Source organism: Nitrosomonas nitrosa, assembly GCF_003051105.1.
GTDB classification, from domain to species: Bacteria; Pseudomonadota; Gammaproteobacteria; order Burkholderiales; family Nitrosomonadaceae; genus Nitrosomonas; species Nitrosomonas nitrosa.
In genome coordinates this window covers 1-16,669 of record NZ_QAOO01000008.1, presented here as the reverse complement: position 1 = coordinate 16,669, position 16,669 = coordinate 1, and the positions used below count along the sequence as shown (strand labels likewise).

Here is a 16,669-nt window from a genome sequence, read left to right as displayed (position 1 = left end):
ACAATCGCGACACCCGCCAGCCGGCGGAGCAGCCGGTTGTAGCTCCCTCTCTCACCCCGGATGAACTACAATCCGCGAGCGGAGAGGTAATACTCGGCAGTGGTTGTAGCTCCCTCTCTCACCCCGGATGAACTACAATGCCATTCCTTGATCACTTCCGGGTATTCGCGTTGTAGCTCCCTCTCTCACCCCGGATGAACTACAATAATAGATTTTATAGACATAGAAATTTATTGGTTGTAGCTCCCTCTCTCACCCCGGATGAACTACAATGTGGCCACAGGCATCAATTACCTGGCATTCGTTGTAGCTCCCTCTCTCACCCCGGATGAACTACAATAAAAATGCATGAACACATGTACATACAGGTGTTGTAGCTCCCTCTCTCACCCCGGATGAACTACAATTGCGCATGACAACTTCTCTACCGTTTCGACGTTGTAGCTCCCTCTCTCACCCCGGATGAACTACAATAGACCTTACAGAAACACCCTTCCCACTTACATGTGAAGGGTGTTTTGAGTAAAAAAAATTGCTTAGAACAGCAGTAATTGTTGAGGATTGACTTTTTTTTCTTGAAAAAGAGGGAGACCGACAAGCAATTTCATACTAGCAAATTGTTTTTCAGTGACACTTAAACAGCGTACCGATCCATCCGGCGGCAAGTTGTCGATTAAGCGCTTCATATGCTTCTCTAATGCATCGTTTCCATTGAGAATCCGTCCATATACCGAGAACTGGATCATATCATAGCCATCATTGAGCAAAAAACGTCGAAAAATGGTATAAGCGCGACGATCCGCTTTAGTTACAACCGGGAGATCAAAGAAAACAAGTAAGCGCATATATCTCCGAGTCTCCTTACTCACAATTTAATACTCCAGCTGATGGGATGCTAATCCGATCAAACTAGGCAACTCTAGACAGGCCTTATCGTTTCTCTCATAGAGACGCGCAATGCTCTCGACTGATTGCTCAATGGCAGAAAGTACAGACATTTTTCCCCGTGGCATGAATACATCCACATTGAGCAAATTAATCAATGCAGCTTTGATGTCAGGTTGCAATATTTCATCATCGGGTATAGCGAGATTGACGGCGAATAGATCAACGAGTGGGCGAAAGGGCTCAATGATGTCGTCAGCCAAGTTGAAGGCATTTTGCTCACTGGCATGAAACAAACCTAATGAGGGTAATAATCCATGTGAAACCAGCGCGCGGGCAATAGCACCACGCATCACTGCATAGCCATAATCCAACGCAGCATTGACAAAATGAATCTGATTACGGCGAAAATCCTTGCCAAAAAGTCGTGCGAAATAGAAGGCTGCGGCCTGTCCTTCCAGATTATCGCTATCACCAGAACGTACTCGTTGTTCGTAAGATTTTAGACGGTCAATACCTTCTCTGTTGGCGAGTTGTAGGCATGCTGCTTGATTAGCTATTTTTTTGCGTACAATGGTGGCCCAAGCTTGTTTGGCAACAGGACGTGGCAAATTTAACTGCAACCGCATCCAGCGGGTCGCACGAGAGTGAGGAAGAAAGGGCAGAAATACTCCACTCGGATGATGTGTCGTTCCTGTGGCAAACAGGCTGATACCATATTCACCGCAAGCTGAGAGCACCGGATGGGTAAGCGTAATCTCTGGGTGGTTGAGTACGATGACCGCAATATCCTCAAAAGGAACAAATGCAGTTTGTTCCTGCTCGACCGCCAGCGAATAATGCTCACGTCGTAATCTGGCAGGACGCGAAATCATAATACTACGCCAGACCACAGCGTTTTTCCTTGGGAGCAGGAAAAATATGACCTAACACATCTACATGGAATTTTTCAATCGATAGTGCAGTTTTGGCACCAATCCCACGAATCAATCCATCCTTACCAACGTTCTGACTACGATCATGCGCCCATAATTGGATAGCGCCTGTCGAGCGATCACATCCTGCAAAATATCCGAATTGCGTTTCCTTTTTTAGCTTTATTTTAAGCAAATCATTCGGGTAAAGTGAGAAGCAGAATGTAAAGCTATCGTCGATCAATGACCATTCATTCTCATCTTTAAATGCCACAATTGCTCGGTTAGGAAGTTCCTTGGCGACCTTATGATGAACATAAACTGGTACAAGATGAAATTTACCTGCTTTGGTAAAGATGTCCACGCGCAGCATGGTGTCGTTCTTAGCGATACCACCTCGCACCGGAATACCCGTCAATTTGTCGACGAGTTTGACGCTGCGCACAACCGGGCCGTTCAAATCACCCTTTCGCCCAGGCTTGCGCAATGGCTTGTCAGGGGGAAACGCTTTGTCGCCCTTGCCACCATGTTGTTCAAGCCGGGTGCGAATGGCCGTGTAGAGTTTTTCGTTGCGATGCGGATCGATCAATTTATCCATGTCGCTCAGTGTTAGGCTGCTCAATGGCACTTTTTGGGCTGCGCGCCCAATTTCCTGTAGCTGTTTGGGTTGGCTATAGATGGTATCTTTATGCGCTGCTCCACCGTTCCTTCGTTGCGGCGCGCGTGATACAAATAGAGGACGCAATGTTGTAAGCGCCTCCGGTGGATAAGTCGCAAATTTTTCTATTTCTTTTCTTAGCAGTGATGGATCATCTACCTGTAATCGTAATTTCAACTCTTCACGGAAATGTGGCCAGGGACTGGGGAAATGCGCTTCCAGTTTTCGCAGCATAGCCGAATCAACCACTTCTCCCGTTGCTATATCAATAAAACCTGCACGCACTTGATCGAGCTCCCGATTGCGCGAATAGTCAGCCAATCTCTTGACCATGCCGTGGCTGCATGCAGCGACGACTGCTGCGTCCAGCGCATGGTGGCGATCGCTCTCTTGACGTGATTTATTAAGTCCCCAGCGTGCACGTAAAAACGCAGTCAATTGTCCGTTTACGACAACACAGCGTTTGGCTTCGCTGTCCTCGTGCAGTTGCAAATAACGCTCGATATAGTTCTTGAAGAAGCGGCTGATGTAGCGTGTGTCATTCAAATTCCGCTCCCTGAAATCTTTTGCATCCTCCTCACCGAAATCCTTCTTGAGCAGCCGATTACGCTTAGCCTGGCGGTAAGCCTTGTTCGATTCGACGAAAGCTACAAACTGCCGCCAGCGTTCACTGTTGTTCTTACCGTCCAGGTATTCGTAGGGGGTCATATTGCCCTTGTTGCGGTTTTCGCGGGACAGTACCAGTACCCGATTGTTTTTGCTATCATCGAAGCTGCGTGAATAAGGTAGGGCATGGTCGATCTCGGCATAGCCTTGCTCGAAGAGAGCACGATGAATATCTAGGGGTTCCTGCGAATAAGCGCACTTGCCTTGCTGTTCCCGATAAAGCTGATATTTCTCGAATTCTTTGCCTTTAGGTGTGCTAACAAAATTGAATTCCTCGGTGAATTGAGCTTTATCTTTATCATTGCGTTCGCGAAATTCACCTTGGGCCTTTTCAATTTTTTTGCGCTCATTGAAAGGTTTGGATAGATCGCGTGCCATTTCGATATGGACTGAATGCAGCAAGCCATATTTGCGGATAATTGCGTTGACGACCTTGCGTGCCTGATTCAGGGCACGTAGTACCACCGGATTGCGCGGGACATCCCTATCTTTGTTGAAAATCATGCGGCCATCTTTGGTTCTGCCAGCATAAAAGGGAGGTAAATATTTATCTTTAATTACCGCGGGTAATTGGCTGTGGTGGTAACCTGCTTGTTCACAGGCTTGATCATAGCGTAGCCCCGTTTCCATGAGAGGTACGATCTTGTAGAGCGCTTTTAGCGATAAGGCATGAAATTCTTTAAAGCTGATCTCGCTCAATGCTTCGATCATTCTGGTTTTGTTGGGTAGATCGAGCTTTTCTAATTCGCCGCTGATTTCTTGTTCTTCCTTGTACACGCTGAGAACACGGGCAATTTGATCAAGCAGCTCGGGGTGTCCCTCCAGCGCCGCTGTCGAAATTTGCTGCCATTCTGCTTCCAATCCTTCATCTTTAAGTACTTTTTTTAATGTTTGCCAAGCTGGCAGTCTAATCAACTTTTCATCTTCTGGGTTTTTAGCTTTTCCATCACCTTTCTGCTTTTCACTTGGATAAGCGAGACCCGCATATCGAAATGAATCTGACAAACCAATTTTCTGCAACGCATTGCGCAATTGTTTGTAGGTAAAATCACTCGTTTGCTGATAAGGCAGCAGTAATACGGCCGTGCGTTCCTGTAAATTCAACGGTCGAATAACCCCATCCAATATAATGCGTAAATTGTTCAAACGTGTCAGCCAGACATGGCGCTCCGCGGTAAAGCTTGCTCTGGGAGCACGGTATTCCATTTTTTCGAGAGTGCAGCATCCGAGCATTTTCAACAAGGCGTCTCCAGCTAATGCGGGATTCTGCTGCCAGAACAAACCGCTCTTTTGATCACCATTACCTAAAATTTTGGTCTCCAATTCAATGCTGGAATAAGGGTTGCCAAGTTTTCTCTGGCATCTAAAAAGCATCTTCAGTTCATCCGCAAGAAGAGTTCGTGATAGGGCTTTCCCGTAATCTCCCGCTTTATTACGCTGCGCTCCAGGGAATTCTGTTAGCACCATTTCGGCTGCAGTGCGATAGCCCTTTTCTTGCGTCAATTGCTTGGTTTTGGCAAGACCCCGCTTGACTTTCCCGCCTTCCCCCTTGCTATCACTTTCTAATGCTTTTTCCTCTGCACGGCTGATCCAATGAAAACCACGATGTTTGCAGAGATGGTATATGACTCGTGCCCATTCTTCATTGCTAAGCAAGCGATCCAACCCCTGTACACGAAGTTGCCAGAGAGATTGGGTAAACGGCTGTTGCGTTTTGAATAATTTAATGTCAGGAATTAATCCTTCTTGTTTCAATAGTCTAGCAAGCTTAGTCAATCTCCAGGCACGGCGCTGCAGACGGCGGCGCATGAGACGCGCATCCCGTCGAACTTTGTTGAGTGATTCGCCTTCTTTCGCTGTTTCTGCTTTATCGAATGCTCGTACCCCTAAATCCACGATTCGGTCAGGCGCTAGCACTGCCCACCCAACCGAAGCCATACCGATATCCAGCCCGAGAGTGAGCGGAACAGAATTAATTTCGTCGTGATACTTGTCTGACATTTCATTCTCCCTGATAATATCGCTGTTGTAGCTCATCCGGGGTGAGAGCCGTTGCTACAATAAGCTGAATCGAAAGATTCGAGTCGTATCCGCCCGGTAGGGGACTACCGGGCATTATTATTTTTAGAACAGTAAATTAATAATATCGACTATCTTCATCGTTACGGTTCTGATTACCACTAGAATTTTTGCTTTATTTTTTATTTAAGTTATCTATTTATTCTGCTTATTACTTTTTTGTTTCTCGATTGGAACATACAAACATATGTAAAAGTTTGTTTAAGAGGGAGGGACAATACAAGAGAGACTGCACTAAGTAAAATTTAGAAGATGCATCTGTAATATAGATATATGGCGGCAATGATATTGTCCGTGAAGGTACCGGGGCGGTCATGTCATAGTAATGCTGGCGCAGGAACTAACCAATATTCCTCAATGATTTATTCAGGAAGTGAGCAATATTTCCTTAACGAATCTCCACAAGTACGCCTGGTTTTAACCATTTACTCAATTTATCAAGTTGTTCGTTGGTCAGTGCGATGCACCCGTTAGTCCAGTTGAACTGTTCGTGTACCTTCCGGTCGCCCTTGCCTATGCCATGGATGCCTAGATAACCGCCCAGAGGCGTGTTTTGTGGAGGGATTCTTCCTGCTTCGATAGCGTTGATGATCGTTTGCCATGTGTCTTTATCGATCCGGTTTTCCGCGAGTGCAAGATCCGCAACTTCTCGCGTAGGATAGTTGAAACCATAAAATCGGTAATACTGACTTTTTTCTTTTATCCACCCAATACGGAAACTGCCCAGCGGGGTTCTGTCATCGTTTTTCATCCGGGCTTTGCTTGCGCCAAAGCGACCGATTGCGATATTGTCGAATACGACTTCGATCGCTTCTCCATTCATGACGGCAAGTGTCAGATTTTCTGTATCCACATTAATCCAGATATCTTGATGTGCGCTCGATGGGAGAGAAAAAAATAGAAAAACTATCAGTATTAGTAATTTTCTGTACATAGAAAAAAATGATGGGTTAATGTTTGTATTAAAATCTAGCAAACGCAATTGAATCACGTTACCATGCTTTATTGAAGCTGTTCTATCGATATTTCGGCTGAACGGCCGCTTCTTCTCATAACGGTACTTTTGCCGGATGATTTAATTTTCTTATGTGTCTAGCTATCCCTGCTTGTGTCGAAGAAATTGTCTCGGAAGATTGTGCGATCGTCAATCTAAGTGGCATACGTCGGGAAGTTTCGCTTGCATTGATGGAGAACGTTGAAATTGGTGATTACGTCATCGTGCATGTGGGTTTCGCCCTACAAAAAATAGATCCGCTTGAGGCACAACAAACCTTAGCGATGTTCGCCAAAATGCAAAATGAGGATGATCCTTTTGCGGATAATTGAATGATATGAAGTATATAGATGAGTTCCGCGACGGCACCTTAGCAAAAAAAATAGCCTCCGCTATTAAGAATGAAGTAAATCCTAACCGGCGCTATCAATTGATGGAATTTTGCGGCGGCCATACGCATGCCATTTCCCGCTATGGTATTCCTGACTTGCTTCCAGGTAATGTACGCATGATACATGGGCCTGGTTGTCCGGTTTGTGTGCTTCCCGTCGGGCGAATAGAAAATGCCATCCGTTTAGCGCAACAACCCGGGGTGATCTTGTGCAGTTACGGAGATATGCTGCGGGTGCCGACTGATCATGGCATGAGTCTCCTGAAAATCAAAGCACAAGGTGCCGATGTGCGCATGGTGTATTCAAGTATCGATGCAGTCCGGATCGCTCAGGAAAATCCGCAGCATCAAGTGGTCTTTTTTGCTATCGGATTTGAAACGACCACTCCTCCTACTGCAATTGCCATCAAGCAGGCACAAGCGATGGGTCTGAACAACTTCACCGTATTCTGCAACCACGTTTTAACGCCTCCGGCCATTTCCCACATTTTGCAGTCTCCTGAAGTGCGTCAACTTGGCTGGGTACCCTTGGATGGCTTTATCGGCCCCGCCCATGTATCCACTATCATAGGCAGTCATCCCTATGAATATTTCGCTGAAGAATTTCAGAAACCGGTTGTTATTGCCGGCTTCGAACCACTGGACGTGATGCAGGCGATATTGATGCTTATCCAGCAGATCAATCAAGGGCGTGCAGACGTGGAAAACGAATTCACCCGCGCGGTTACGCGCGAAGGTAATCTCAAAGCACAATATCTGGTCGCTGAAGTTTTCGAGTTGCGGCGTGTCTTTGAATGGCGTGGGCTGGGCTGGGTACCCTACAGTGCGTTGCGGATCAAGGCTGCGTTTGCTGATTTCGATGCAGAAAAACGCTTTCAGATTCCGGCGCTATCCATTGCTGACCATAAGGCATGCGAATGTGGCGCGATTCTACGGGGAATCAAGCAACCGCAGGATTGCAAAATTTTTGGTACGGTCTGTACGCCCGACAATCCGGTGGGCTCTTGCATGGTTTCATCTGAGGGTGCTTGTGCGGCTCACTACAGCTATGGACGTTTTCGCCAAACCGCATGAAATCGACGGGAAAATCCGTTATCGCCGGTAATGCCGCTTATGTCCGCCCTATTGATTTCAAAAAAGGCAGGGTAGAGATGGGGCATGGTGGAGGGGGACGCATGACGATGCAACTGATCGATACGCTCTTCCTGACTGCATTCGATAACGATATTTTGCGTCAAATGAACGATCAAGCTTGTTTTTCCGTACCAGCAGGAAGGATGGTGATGTCTACCGATAGCCACGTGGTATCGCCTTTGTTCTTCCCGGGAGGGGATATCGGGAGCCTGTCCGTCAATGGCACGATTAATGATGTGGCCATGTCGGGTGCCAGGCCGCACTATTTGTCTGCCAGCTTTATCCTGGAAGAAGGGTTTCCCTTGTCCGATCTCAAGCGCATCGTCGAATCGATGGCAAAAGCAGCACACAGTGCAGGGGTGCCTATCATTACTGGTGATACCAAAGTTGTGGAAAAGGGAAAAGGTGATGGTGTATTCATCACGACCACGGGGGTCGGTAGCGTTCCTGACGGTATCCATATTTCTTCTGAACTTGCTCGGCCGGGTGACAAAATCCTGCTATCAGGTACGCTGGGCGATCATGGGATTGCCATTTTATCTCTGCGCGAAAATCTAACGTTTCATACCTCTGTCCAATCAGATACTGCAGCCTTGCATGAATTGGTTGCCAGCATGATCCAAGCCGTCCCTGCGATACATGTACTACGCGATCCGACTCGTGGTGGACTTGCTACGGCGCTGAACGAAATCGCACGCCAATCTGGCGTTGGTATCAAGCTGCGTGAAGATAAGCTGCCGATACACGAACAGGTCAGAGCAGCCTGTGAATTTCTGGGATTCGATCCGCTTTATGTGGCCAATGAAGGTAAGTTGATTGCCATTTGTGAGCCTGACCTAGCTGATAAATTACTGCAAACGATGCAAGCTTCACCACTAGGAAGGGATGCAGCGATCATTGGAGAGGTTATCGCAGATCCTCATTGTTTTGTGCAAATGGAAACGATTTTTGGAGGGCAGCGGGTCGTGGATTGGCTCAGTGGCGAGCAGTTACCACGTATCTGCTGATTTGTATGGGTGTTGCTGAAAATAAAAAACCCCGGTTATCCGGGGTTTTGCACGTACTTAAACGATTTGATACACTTACTGTGGCACGATATTCGAAGCCTGTTTACCTTTCGGTCCAGTCGTGACTTCAAAGGTTACGCGTTGTGCTTCGCGTAATGTCTTGAAACCATTCGCGTTGATTGCAGAAAAATGTGCAAATAGATCTTCTCCGCCATTGTCCGGGGTAATAAAGCCAAAACCCTTAGCGTCATTGAACCATTTTACAATACCTGTTGCCATGTTCTATTTCCTTAATGATAAATTAATGATTACGGTTATCCGTATGTTGCCATCGAATATCAAGGAAAAAAGGACAACCAACGGTATCGCATTTAACAACTTGAATCCAAAAGACCTATCTAAGATACACGTTTTAATGGAAAGTTCAAGTATTTATTTCGGTAATGAAACGATGTTGAGTGGAGGGAGTAGCTTTATTACATTTAGTTATATGATATTTCCGGGTAATACCTTTCGAGCGCGACTTAAATTTACCCACAGCATCCCCTTCGTTAATTTTATCAGTGGTAACTTAGCGTGAATATTTTATTTCTCACCCATAGCTTCAACAGCCTGGCGCAGCGGTTATTCATTGAATTGACACGCTGTGGTCATGATGTCTCAGTTGAATTCGACATTAGTGATGCGGTGACGGAACAAGCGGTCGAGCTTTGCTGTCCGGATATCATCGTTGCGCCTTTTCTCAAACGGGCCATTCCTGAAACGGTATGGCGTCACGTGACGTGTTTCGTGGTGCATCCTGGCATCGTCGGCGATCGTGGCCCTTCTGCGTTGGATTGGGCTATCCTGCGTGAAGAGCGCGAGTGGGGGGTGACGGTGCTGCAAGCCAACGGCGAAATGGACGCAGGGGATATCTGGGCGACGGAAATGTTTCCGATGCGCTTTGCCAGTAAAAGTAGTCTGTATCGTCAGGAAGTGACTGAAGCAGCGGTCAGGGCTGTGTTGACTGCAATTAGCCGCTACCTGTCCGGTTCATATCAAGCGGTCCCGCTAGACTACACATGCCACGATGTAAGGGGGCGATTGCATGTGCCGATACGCCAGTCCGACCGTGCCATTGACTGGCAGCATGATGATATGCGCACCGTATTGAAAAAAATATATGCAGCGGATAGCTATCCCGGCGTACTTGATAGGCTCTATGGTGCATCTTTTTATTTGTTCGATGCCTGTACAGAAACAGAATTGCAGGGCCCGCCGGGGGCAATCATCGCGCGCTGCCATGGTGCCCTATGCCGCGCAACAACCGATGGCGCAGTATGGATTGGCCATATGAAGCAAAAAAACGATGCAGAACCGGCTTTTAAATTACCCGCCACGGTCGTCTTGGGCGAATACGTTAAGAATGTGCCTGAAATCCCTTCCCCACTGCTGCGTGCCCGCTCGCCAGTCTGCCGCCTTACCAACCGCGATATCTGGTTCGAGCAGAAGGATCGCGTTGGTTATCTGCATTTTGTCTTTTATAACGGTGCAATGAGCACCCAACAGTGTGAGCGACTGCGTGAGGCCTATCAAATGGCTTGCCTGAGTGGTGTGCGCGTGATCGTATTGATGGGGGGGGCTGATTTCTGGTCGAATGGGATCCATCTCAATCTGATCGAACAGGCGGAGAGTCCGGCAGATGAATCTTGGCGCAATATCCAGGCCATGAATGATCTGGTGCACGCCATCATTACCAATACCGATCAGCTAATTTTGGCAGCTTTGCAAGGTAATGCGGGTGCCGGAGGTGTCTTTCTCGCGCTAGCAGCCGATAGGATTTATGCACGAAAGAGCGTGATATTGAATCCGCACTACAAGAGCATGGGCAATCTGTATGGCTCGGAATACTGGACCTACTTACTACCTAAACGAGTGGGTGAGCGTAAAGCGCGGGAGTTGACGCATAACCGCTTGCCGATCGACGCATTGGCCGCGCAGGATATGGGACTCATCGATGGTTGTTTTGCACTGGATCATGTCGATTTTTATAAACAAATCGAACAGATCGCAGAAGACATGGCGAGGTATGAAAATTATGACCGGTTACGCATAAGCAAACGCTTGCAACGTGAGCAAGATGAACGGGAAAAACCGCTCGCACAATACCGATCCGCGGAATTACGTCAGATGCAGCTCAATTTTTATGGTTTTGATCCAAGCTATCATGTGGCACGGTATCATTTCGTGCACAAAATTCCGCATGCTTGGACACCGCTTTATCTTGCCCGTCATAGACAGCTACTGAAAACAAAATCTGCGTAATGATTAGGGCGCACAAAATACACGAAAATTCGGCAGCCGGTTTTCAGCTCGAAAATTCATGTGATAAGCTGAGAGTCGTTGAACCATTTCCGAAATCGAATGGAGGATTAAACAGATGCTAGGTTTTTACTCTTGCCCCCGCCCCCGCATTTCTTGGTTGATGACAATTTTACTGGCGATGTCAGTGATAGGGTTGCTTCCTAAGCCATTCATTATGCCAACTGCGTCGGCTGCGGAATCAAGCCATACTTTCCCGCTTCAACAGTTTCTTGATCTCGAGATAGAAGGAATTTCTCTCAGTGCGCCGCCAGAAAAAATTCAAGCTCAGTTGGAAGATGCAGGCTATCACCAGATCGCCGATGGTATTTTTATCAAGGAAGCGCCCATCCCGGGCGGACGAAAATCAACTTACCGGCTCGAAGTGGAGGAGACTGTTGAATTGCGCAGCATCACTTATGTTCGTGGTGAAATTGGGGGAAGAAACAAAAGCCCGGTCGAAAAAAACCGGCCTATTCCGGCTAATGAGGTAGCCTGGGTTAAAACGCTGTACGAGTTGGTCTGCTCGAGAGTTCCGGATAAGGTCAAAAGTGAGCGTGCATGTCAGCCATTGCTCGATTGGCAGGCGCGTTTTGGTGAAGGGGAGGTGCTACGTATTTCAGATCAGGCGGGTGCCCGGCTCGATGCTTCAGGAGCGAGTACAACGCTAGCCCTCATCTATTTCAAAAAATAATTCAATATTGCGTGACTAGAATCCATAGCTTTACCCCGGTCGCGGATGAGCGAGCGAGAATCCTCATCCTCGGCAGTATGCCGGGGTCCGCTTCACTTGCCGCAGGGCAGTATTACGCGCATAAGCAGAATGCTTTCTGGCGCATCATGGCCGAATTGCTCGCATTCGATTACGGCATAGCGTATGCAGACAAGCTCGCCATGTTAAGATCAGCGCATATTGCGTTATGGGACGTGCTCCACTCCTGTAAAAGAATCGGTAGCTTGGATACGATGATCGAGGCCGAAACACAGTTAGCCAACGATTTCGTATCCTTTTTCCACCGTCATCGTGCGATCACCCATATTTACTTTAATGGCAGCAAAGCCGAGGCCTGCTTCAAGCAACTCGTCATGCCCAATATCGAGTGCGATACGTTTCACTACCAACGCTTGCCTTCAACCAGCCCGGCAAATGCTACCATTCCTTTTATGAAAAAACTCGAAGCATGGCGTGCTATTCTCAAGCCACTGCACGATGAATCGATCCCGCATTCAATTCATGGCGTTGCGCTTAAGAAAGAATACCGCTTGCGTTAAAACGTGCTTCCCAAGAGTTGTTTTTTCTGAATGCGAGAATCTCGTATCGATGGTATTTGTGGACCATGGCGATCGTGACTTGGTATGTCAAGTCGGAATCAGCATCGGTGATAAATACGCCTGCCTGTCCCTGTCGCCGGGTCATTTCACCAAAGTAGGTCGAGAGGATGGGCAAGCCGAGTGCGCGATATTCATAGTATTTGATGGGGTCGATCGAAGCAGTCAAGTCGCTACGATTGAATGGAATCAATCCAACCGAGAAGGATTGCATCAAGCTGATTGCCGTTGCGTGATCGCATGCGGGTAACAGTCTGATATTGAAAGGCAGGGGCTCAGGAAGCGGGGTATAAAGCGGCCCAATCAAATGAATGCTCAGCGCTGAATTAGCCTGAGCCAGAGCAAGGACAAATGGCCAGTCAAACCAATGGCCTATCGTGCCAAGATAGCCGAGTACGAGCTCGCCGGAGTGTTTCCTGATTGCATTGACAGGTGGGAGTGAATCGACCGTACAAGCATTATGGACGATAGTGAGTTTTGAGTGGTAGGTAGAGAATCGCTCTGCCAATGCGGTTGAAGAGACCGATATACGCGAGACATTATTGGCGATCACCTGCTCCCGTCGGGCCATGGCGCTTCGTGATAGTCCCTGGTAAAAAGCCGGAAAATCATCCATGGCGTCATAAAAAGAAGGGATGGAAGGATGTCGAGCGAGAACCTGCAGCGCCAGCTCAGAAGGTTTACCAATACCCAGTAGTGTTTCATCCTGCTGTATAAATCGATCGATAGTGCGCAGAATATCCCGCCATAACCAGCGCGAAACCCAATTAGCGCCCGCTAACGGCTCTATCGGCAATCGATGGGGGCGAACCACCGTTAACCAGTCCGGTATATCTGCATTTGTCGCTAGCGGATCCGGAAAGAGCCTTGCATTTTTGATTCTTCTGAAATCTGCCCACATGGGCAGCCGCGTTGGATAAGGATCTATCCACAGCACCCTTCCTCCCCGCTTGCTATGAAACCATTCCACAAATTTGTGGGGGCGCTGCGCAAAGCTATTCCAAGGCAAAGGAGATAGATAGACCAGTTGCATCAGGATAAATACTCCCTCATCACGGCGATAATACGTTGAGCGGCATGGCCGTCCCCATAAGGGGAGATACCCTTTACCATGGACTGGTATGCAGTATGATCATCTAGAAGAAGCTGTGTTGCTGCTATGATTTGTTCATATTGGGTGCCAACCAGTTTTGCGACACCGTGCTCGATCGCTTCAGAGCGTTCCGTTTCGTTGCGGAGCACCAAGACCGGCTTTCCCAAAGCCGGTGCCTCTTCCTGTATTCCCCCTGAATCGGTCAAGATTAGATAAGATCGCTTGATGGCTGAGACAAAATGGACATAGTTCAAAGGAGACGAAAGGATGATGTTCGGTCGATCTGCCAGCAGGCCGTTGACGGTATCTTGCACGTTGGGATTGGGATGAACTGGATAAAGAAATACCACTTCCGGATTGTTTTGTGCCAACGTACGTATGGCCTGACAAATATTGCGTAATGGCTCACCAAAATTCTCCCGGCGGTGAGCGGTGATCAACACGAGGCGTTTATCGGGAGCGACCGGAATGGGTAGTGCGATATCTTGCGCTGCCACAGTCAGGAGTGCATCGATGACGGTATTACCGGTAATAAAAATTTTTTCATCCGCTATACCTTCATGCAGCAAATTCTGGCGGGAACATTCAGTCGGGACGAAATGCCAGTGTGCTAATTTTCCGGTAATGACACGATTTGCTTCTTCCGGGAAGGGATTGCGCATATCTCGGGTACGTAAGCCAGCTTCGACATGACCGATTGGAATGTCTTGATAAAAACAGGCCAGCGCAACAGCCATCACGGTGGTCGTGTCTCCTTGCACTAAGACAGCAGCAGGTTTTTCAATGTATAGCACATTTTCCAATTCGAGAAGTAATCGCGCAGTCAACGCTGTCAACGTTTGGTTGGAGCGCATGATGTTCAAATCGATATCGGGCGCGATGTTGAAAAGATTTAACACTTGATCGAGCAAATGGCGGTGCTGGGCTGTGGCGAGTATCCGCACATCTGCCCATGACTGAGTCTGTAATCCTTGAATGACCGGCGCCATTTTAATTGCCTCGGGACGGGTGCCCACCACACAGATGATCTTATTTGTGGCGATATTCATGAGGTTCCCATTTGCCCCATTTTGATTCATAGTAGGCTTTGTTTTTTTCAAACAACGCACGTTTCTCGGCATCGTGGATTTTGTTAAACGATGCAGAAAGATGGTGGTGAATAAAGACATCTTCGGCACAGGCGATACGCAAACCAAGTCGCTCGATTCGCCGGCAATAATCGTCATCCTCAAAAAAACCACGGCCAAAATTTTCGTCTAGTAGCCCAACTTGTTCAAAGACTTTCCTGGGAATCATTACGCAGAAGAATGCAGCCGTTCGTAGTAGCCTATGCTGGCCTATGTGAGCTGTCGTATAAGTGAACGCGGCAGGCAGCATTTCATCTGGCCCTTGGTATGCGATCTCGATCTTGGCTTCATTGCCAATGTTGTTGGTCACCGCGCCGATCAGCCCAATCGTGGGGTCGGCTTGCAAATGTCTCAGCATGGTTAAAAGCCAGCCCGGCGTGACGATAGTGTCATTGTTGAGCACTACCAGGAAATCACCTGTTGCTGTTCGCAAGCCGATATTATTACCTTTGGCAAAACCATGGTTTTGCTCGTTCAGTACCAACTGAACGATTGGTTCTTTTTGTTGTAATTCCCTCAGGTAGTCAGGCGTGCCATCGGTCGAGGCATTATCAACTACTATCACTTCGATGCTGGGATAGTCGCTCCAGTGTAACAAGCTATTCAAGCAAAGCTTGGTGAGTTCAAGATTATTATAGGTCAGTACAACTATGCTGATTTTGGGAAGCGAGATCGCTTGAATGGCTTCAGTGAGCGTACTGACGCGGTGATTCCAAGTTTGTTCGCGTGCAAACTCCTGGCGTTGCTGAAATACGGTGTTGTCCACCGCAGTCACGGAATGCAGGCAGTTGGATACTATGCGTATAAATGAATCGTGTGTAGCTGCACGGTATACTAGGTCGCCAAATTGGGCAATTTCAGGAAGATCCGTGCAAACGACCGGTTTACCAGCAGCCAGATACTCGTAAACTTTGACAGGATTGGTTGCCAGCGTTAGTGGCGAAACGCGAAACGGTAGCAGACACACGTCAAACGCATGTAGATAATAAGGTAAGCGGTGATAAGGGACTTCCCCGGTAAAGACGATATTAGGAATGGTTTTTACCACTTCGGCCGCAGCGATGGTGTCATTCCCTACCAGCAGGATCAGGGCGTCAGGTTCTGCTTGAGCGATGCCGCGAATTAAATCGAGATCGAACCACTCTGCAATCGCACCGTAGTAGCCTATGATTTTACTCCCTCGGCTATCGCTGAAACATTCAGGAGGCGGTGCCGCAAAATGATCGAATTCACTCGCATTCCGAATCACGGTGCAATTACGGTTGTAATTACACGCGTAATTTTCTAACCAAGTAGAGGTCACGACCACGAGATCGGATTCGCGCAGCATCTTTTTTTCGATTTCAATCAGTTTTTCAGGCACGTTGCCAAAACCTTCGTGATGATCCATGCAGTCGTAAATGCGTAAGCTATTGGGTAAGCGCGTTACCAATGGATACCAATAAGCGTGCTGTACGATCGATACGCTCGAAATTACGGCAAAATCCATTAAAAATTGCACCATACCCTGTTCTATCATCGCCAGGTGATGCCTAGTCGGTGGGGAAAAGTAAATCGCGGGCGCACCTGCTACGTGAAGTTTAATCTGATAAAGCTCATCCACTGAGTCCAACCGCTCGATGGCATAACCCGGCTGAGTGGCATCAATGAAATGATTGCTAAAGAAAAAAGTGCGCTTGCCAGATTTAGCCAAGTATTTCGATAACTGCTGCGGGCGCTGAATACGGAAATGCCAGTCGATAATGGAAAAAATGAGGAAATCTCGTCTGCTGTGGACCGAATCTCCCTTGATCAATGCGGCCAAATTGGCAGGCAACGGTTTATCCGATGGATACTGCCGGTTTACTTTTTTTGCCTGAGTTACAGACAACCTGATCCCGAAACGATCCTTATTATTAAGGGATTCTAAAGAATAGATATAAATCAATCTATTACATGAGTTAGCAGAGGGAGTGGAAAAATTAGCAGCCAAACAGTCTGGATTTTGCGAAGATACGACTTTTTGAGATGGGCTTTACACAGAAATTGTTTGCGAGGGATTCCTGATGCCAC

At 47.6% G+C, this 16,669-nt stretch carries 14 protein-coding genes and 1 CRISPR repeat array (1 of these 15 cut by a window edge); of the genes, 6 read left to right on the top strand and 8 right to left on the bottom strand.

Annotated elements, in window-relative coordinates; translation table 11 throughout:
* Window positions 1-474: direct repeats of the CRISPR family, unit length 37 nt; unit sequence GTTGTAGCTCCCTCTCTCACCCCGGATGAACTACAAT (it extends 769 nt beyond the left edge of the window).
* 62 nt (window positions 475-536) lie between these two features.
* The 4 genes from cas2 to C8R30_RS05720 all read right to left on the bottom strand — a co-directional run bounded on the left by cas2 (window position 537) and on the right by C8R30_RS05720 (window position 6,055).
* Window positions 537-845, bottom strand: a complete 309-nt coding sequence (gene cas2 / locus C8R30_RS05735; protein ID WP_107789745.1) for a CRISPR-associated endonuclease Cas2 — start codon at window positions 843-845, stop codon at window positions 537-539.
* 27 nt (window positions 846-872) lie between these two features.
* Window positions 873-1,778, bottom strand: coding sequence for a type II CRISPR-associated endonuclease Cas1 (gene cas1, locus C8R30_RS05730; RefSeq protein ID WP_219908822.1), 906 nt, complete (start codon window positions 1,776-1,778; stop codon window positions 873-875).
* On the bottom strand, window positions 1,765-5,124 hold the full coding sequence (cas9, locus tag C8R30_RS05725) for a type II CRISPR RNA-guided endonuclease Cas9 (protein WP_107789743.1): 3,360 nt from the start codon (window positions 5,122-5,124) through the stop codon (window positions 1,765-1,767). Before cas9 ends, cas1 begins: the two co-directional genes overlap by 14 nt.
* 466 nt (window positions 5,125-5,590) lie before the next feature.
* Entirely contained in the window at window positions 5,591-6,055 is a 465-nt protein-coding gene (locus C8R30_RS05720; RefSeq protein WP_239654208.1) for a L,D-transpeptidase family protein, read from the bottom strand.
* Window positions 6,056-6,288: 233 nt separating this feature from the next.
* Here C8R30_RS05720 and C8R30_RS05715 point away from each other — a divergent pair, with 233 nt between their 5' ends.
* Genes C8R30_RS05715 through hypE form a run of 3 tightly spaced genes read left to right on the top strand, consistent with a single transcriptional unit; the run spans window position 6,289 to window position 8,728 of the window.
* On the top strand, window positions 6,289-6,528 hold the full coding sequence (locus C8R30_RS05715; RefSeq protein WP_090669417.1) for a HypC/HybG/HupF family hydrogenase formation chaperone: 240 nt from the start codon (window positions 6,289-6,291) through the stop codon (window positions 6,526-6,528).
* 5 nt (window positions 6,529-6,533) lie between these two features.
* Entirely contained in the window at window positions 6,534-7,661 is a 1,128-nt protein-coding gene (gene hypD / locus C8R30_RS05710) for a hydrogenase formation protein HypD (protein ID WP_107789742.1), read from the top strand.
* On the top strand, window positions 7,658-8,728 hold the full coding sequence (hypE, locus tag C8R30_RS05705; RefSeq protein ID WP_107789741.1) for a hydrogenase expression/formation protein HypE: 1,071 nt from the start codon (window positions 7,658-7,660) through the stop codon (window positions 8,726-8,728). Before hypD ends, hypE begins: the two co-directional genes overlap by 4 nt.
* Window positions 8,729-8,803: 75 nt before the next feature.
* Here the strand turns inward: hypE and C8R30_RS05700 are convergent, their stop codons facing one another.
* A complete protein-coding gene (locus C8R30_RS05700) occupies window positions 8,804-9,007 on the bottom strand; it encodes a cold-shock protein (RefSeq protein WP_090669410.1) in 204 nt (67 codons plus the stop codon).
* A 297-nt stretch (window positions 9,008-9,304) separates the two neighbouring features.
* Between C8R30_RS05700 and C8R30_RS05690 the strand changes: the two genes are divergently transcribed.
* The 3 genes from C8R30_RS05690 to C8R30_RS05680 all read left to right on the top strand — a co-directional run bounded on the left by C8R30_RS05690 (window position 9,305) and on the right by C8R30_RS05680 (window position 12,340).
* Window positions 9,305-11,032: a hydrogenase maturation protein gene (locus tag C8R30_RS05690; RefSeq protein WP_107789740.1), complete on the top strand. Its 1,728-nt coding sequence runs from the start codon at window positions 9,305-9,307 to the stop codon at window positions 11,030-11,032.
* 115 nt (window positions 11,033-11,147) lie between these two features.
* Window positions 11,148-11,762 (top strand): hypothetical protein, encoded by a 615-nt coding sequence (locus C8R30_RS05685; protein ID WP_107789739.1) that lies wholly within the window; start codon window positions 11,148-11,150, stop codon window positions 11,760-11,762.
* 11 nt (window positions 11,763-11,773) lie between these two features.
* On the top strand, window positions 11,774-12,340 hold the full coding sequence (locus C8R30_RS05680) for a DNA-deoxyinosine glycosylase (protein WP_107783063.1): 567 nt from the start codon (window positions 11,774-11,776) through the stop codon (window positions 12,338-12,340).
* Here C8R30_RS05680 and C8R30_RS05675 read toward each other — a convergent pair.
* The 3 genes from C8R30_RS05675 to C8R30_RS05665 are packed head-to-tail and all read right to left on the bottom strand — an operon-like array spanning window position 12,315 to window position 16,487.
* Complete coding sequence (locus C8R30_RS05675) at window positions 12,315-13,430, bottom strand: glycosyltransferase family protein (protein ID WP_107789738.1); 1,116 nt, start codon at window positions 13,428-13,430, stop codon at window positions 12,315-12,317. The two genes, C8R30_RS05680 and C8R30_RS05675, sit on opposite strands and share 26 nt — an antisense overlap.
* Window positions 13,430-14,539, bottom strand: a complete 1,110-nt coding sequence (gene wecB / locus C8R30_RS05670) for a non-hydrolyzing UDP-N-acetylglucosamine 2-epimerase (RefSeq protein WP_107789737.1) — start codon at window positions 14,537-14,539, stop codon at window positions 13,430-13,432. The genes C8R30_RS05675 and wecB overlap by 1 nt, the downstream gene beginning before the upstream one ends.
* Window positions 14,520-16,487, bottom strand: coding sequence for a glycosyltransferase (locus C8R30_RS05665; protein WP_107789736.1), 1,968 nt, complete (start codon window positions 16,485-16,487; stop codon window positions 14,520-14,522). Before C8R30_RS05665 ends, wecB begins: the two co-directional genes overlap by 20 nt.
* Between the last annotated feature and the right edge of the window lie 182 nt (window positions 16,488-16,669).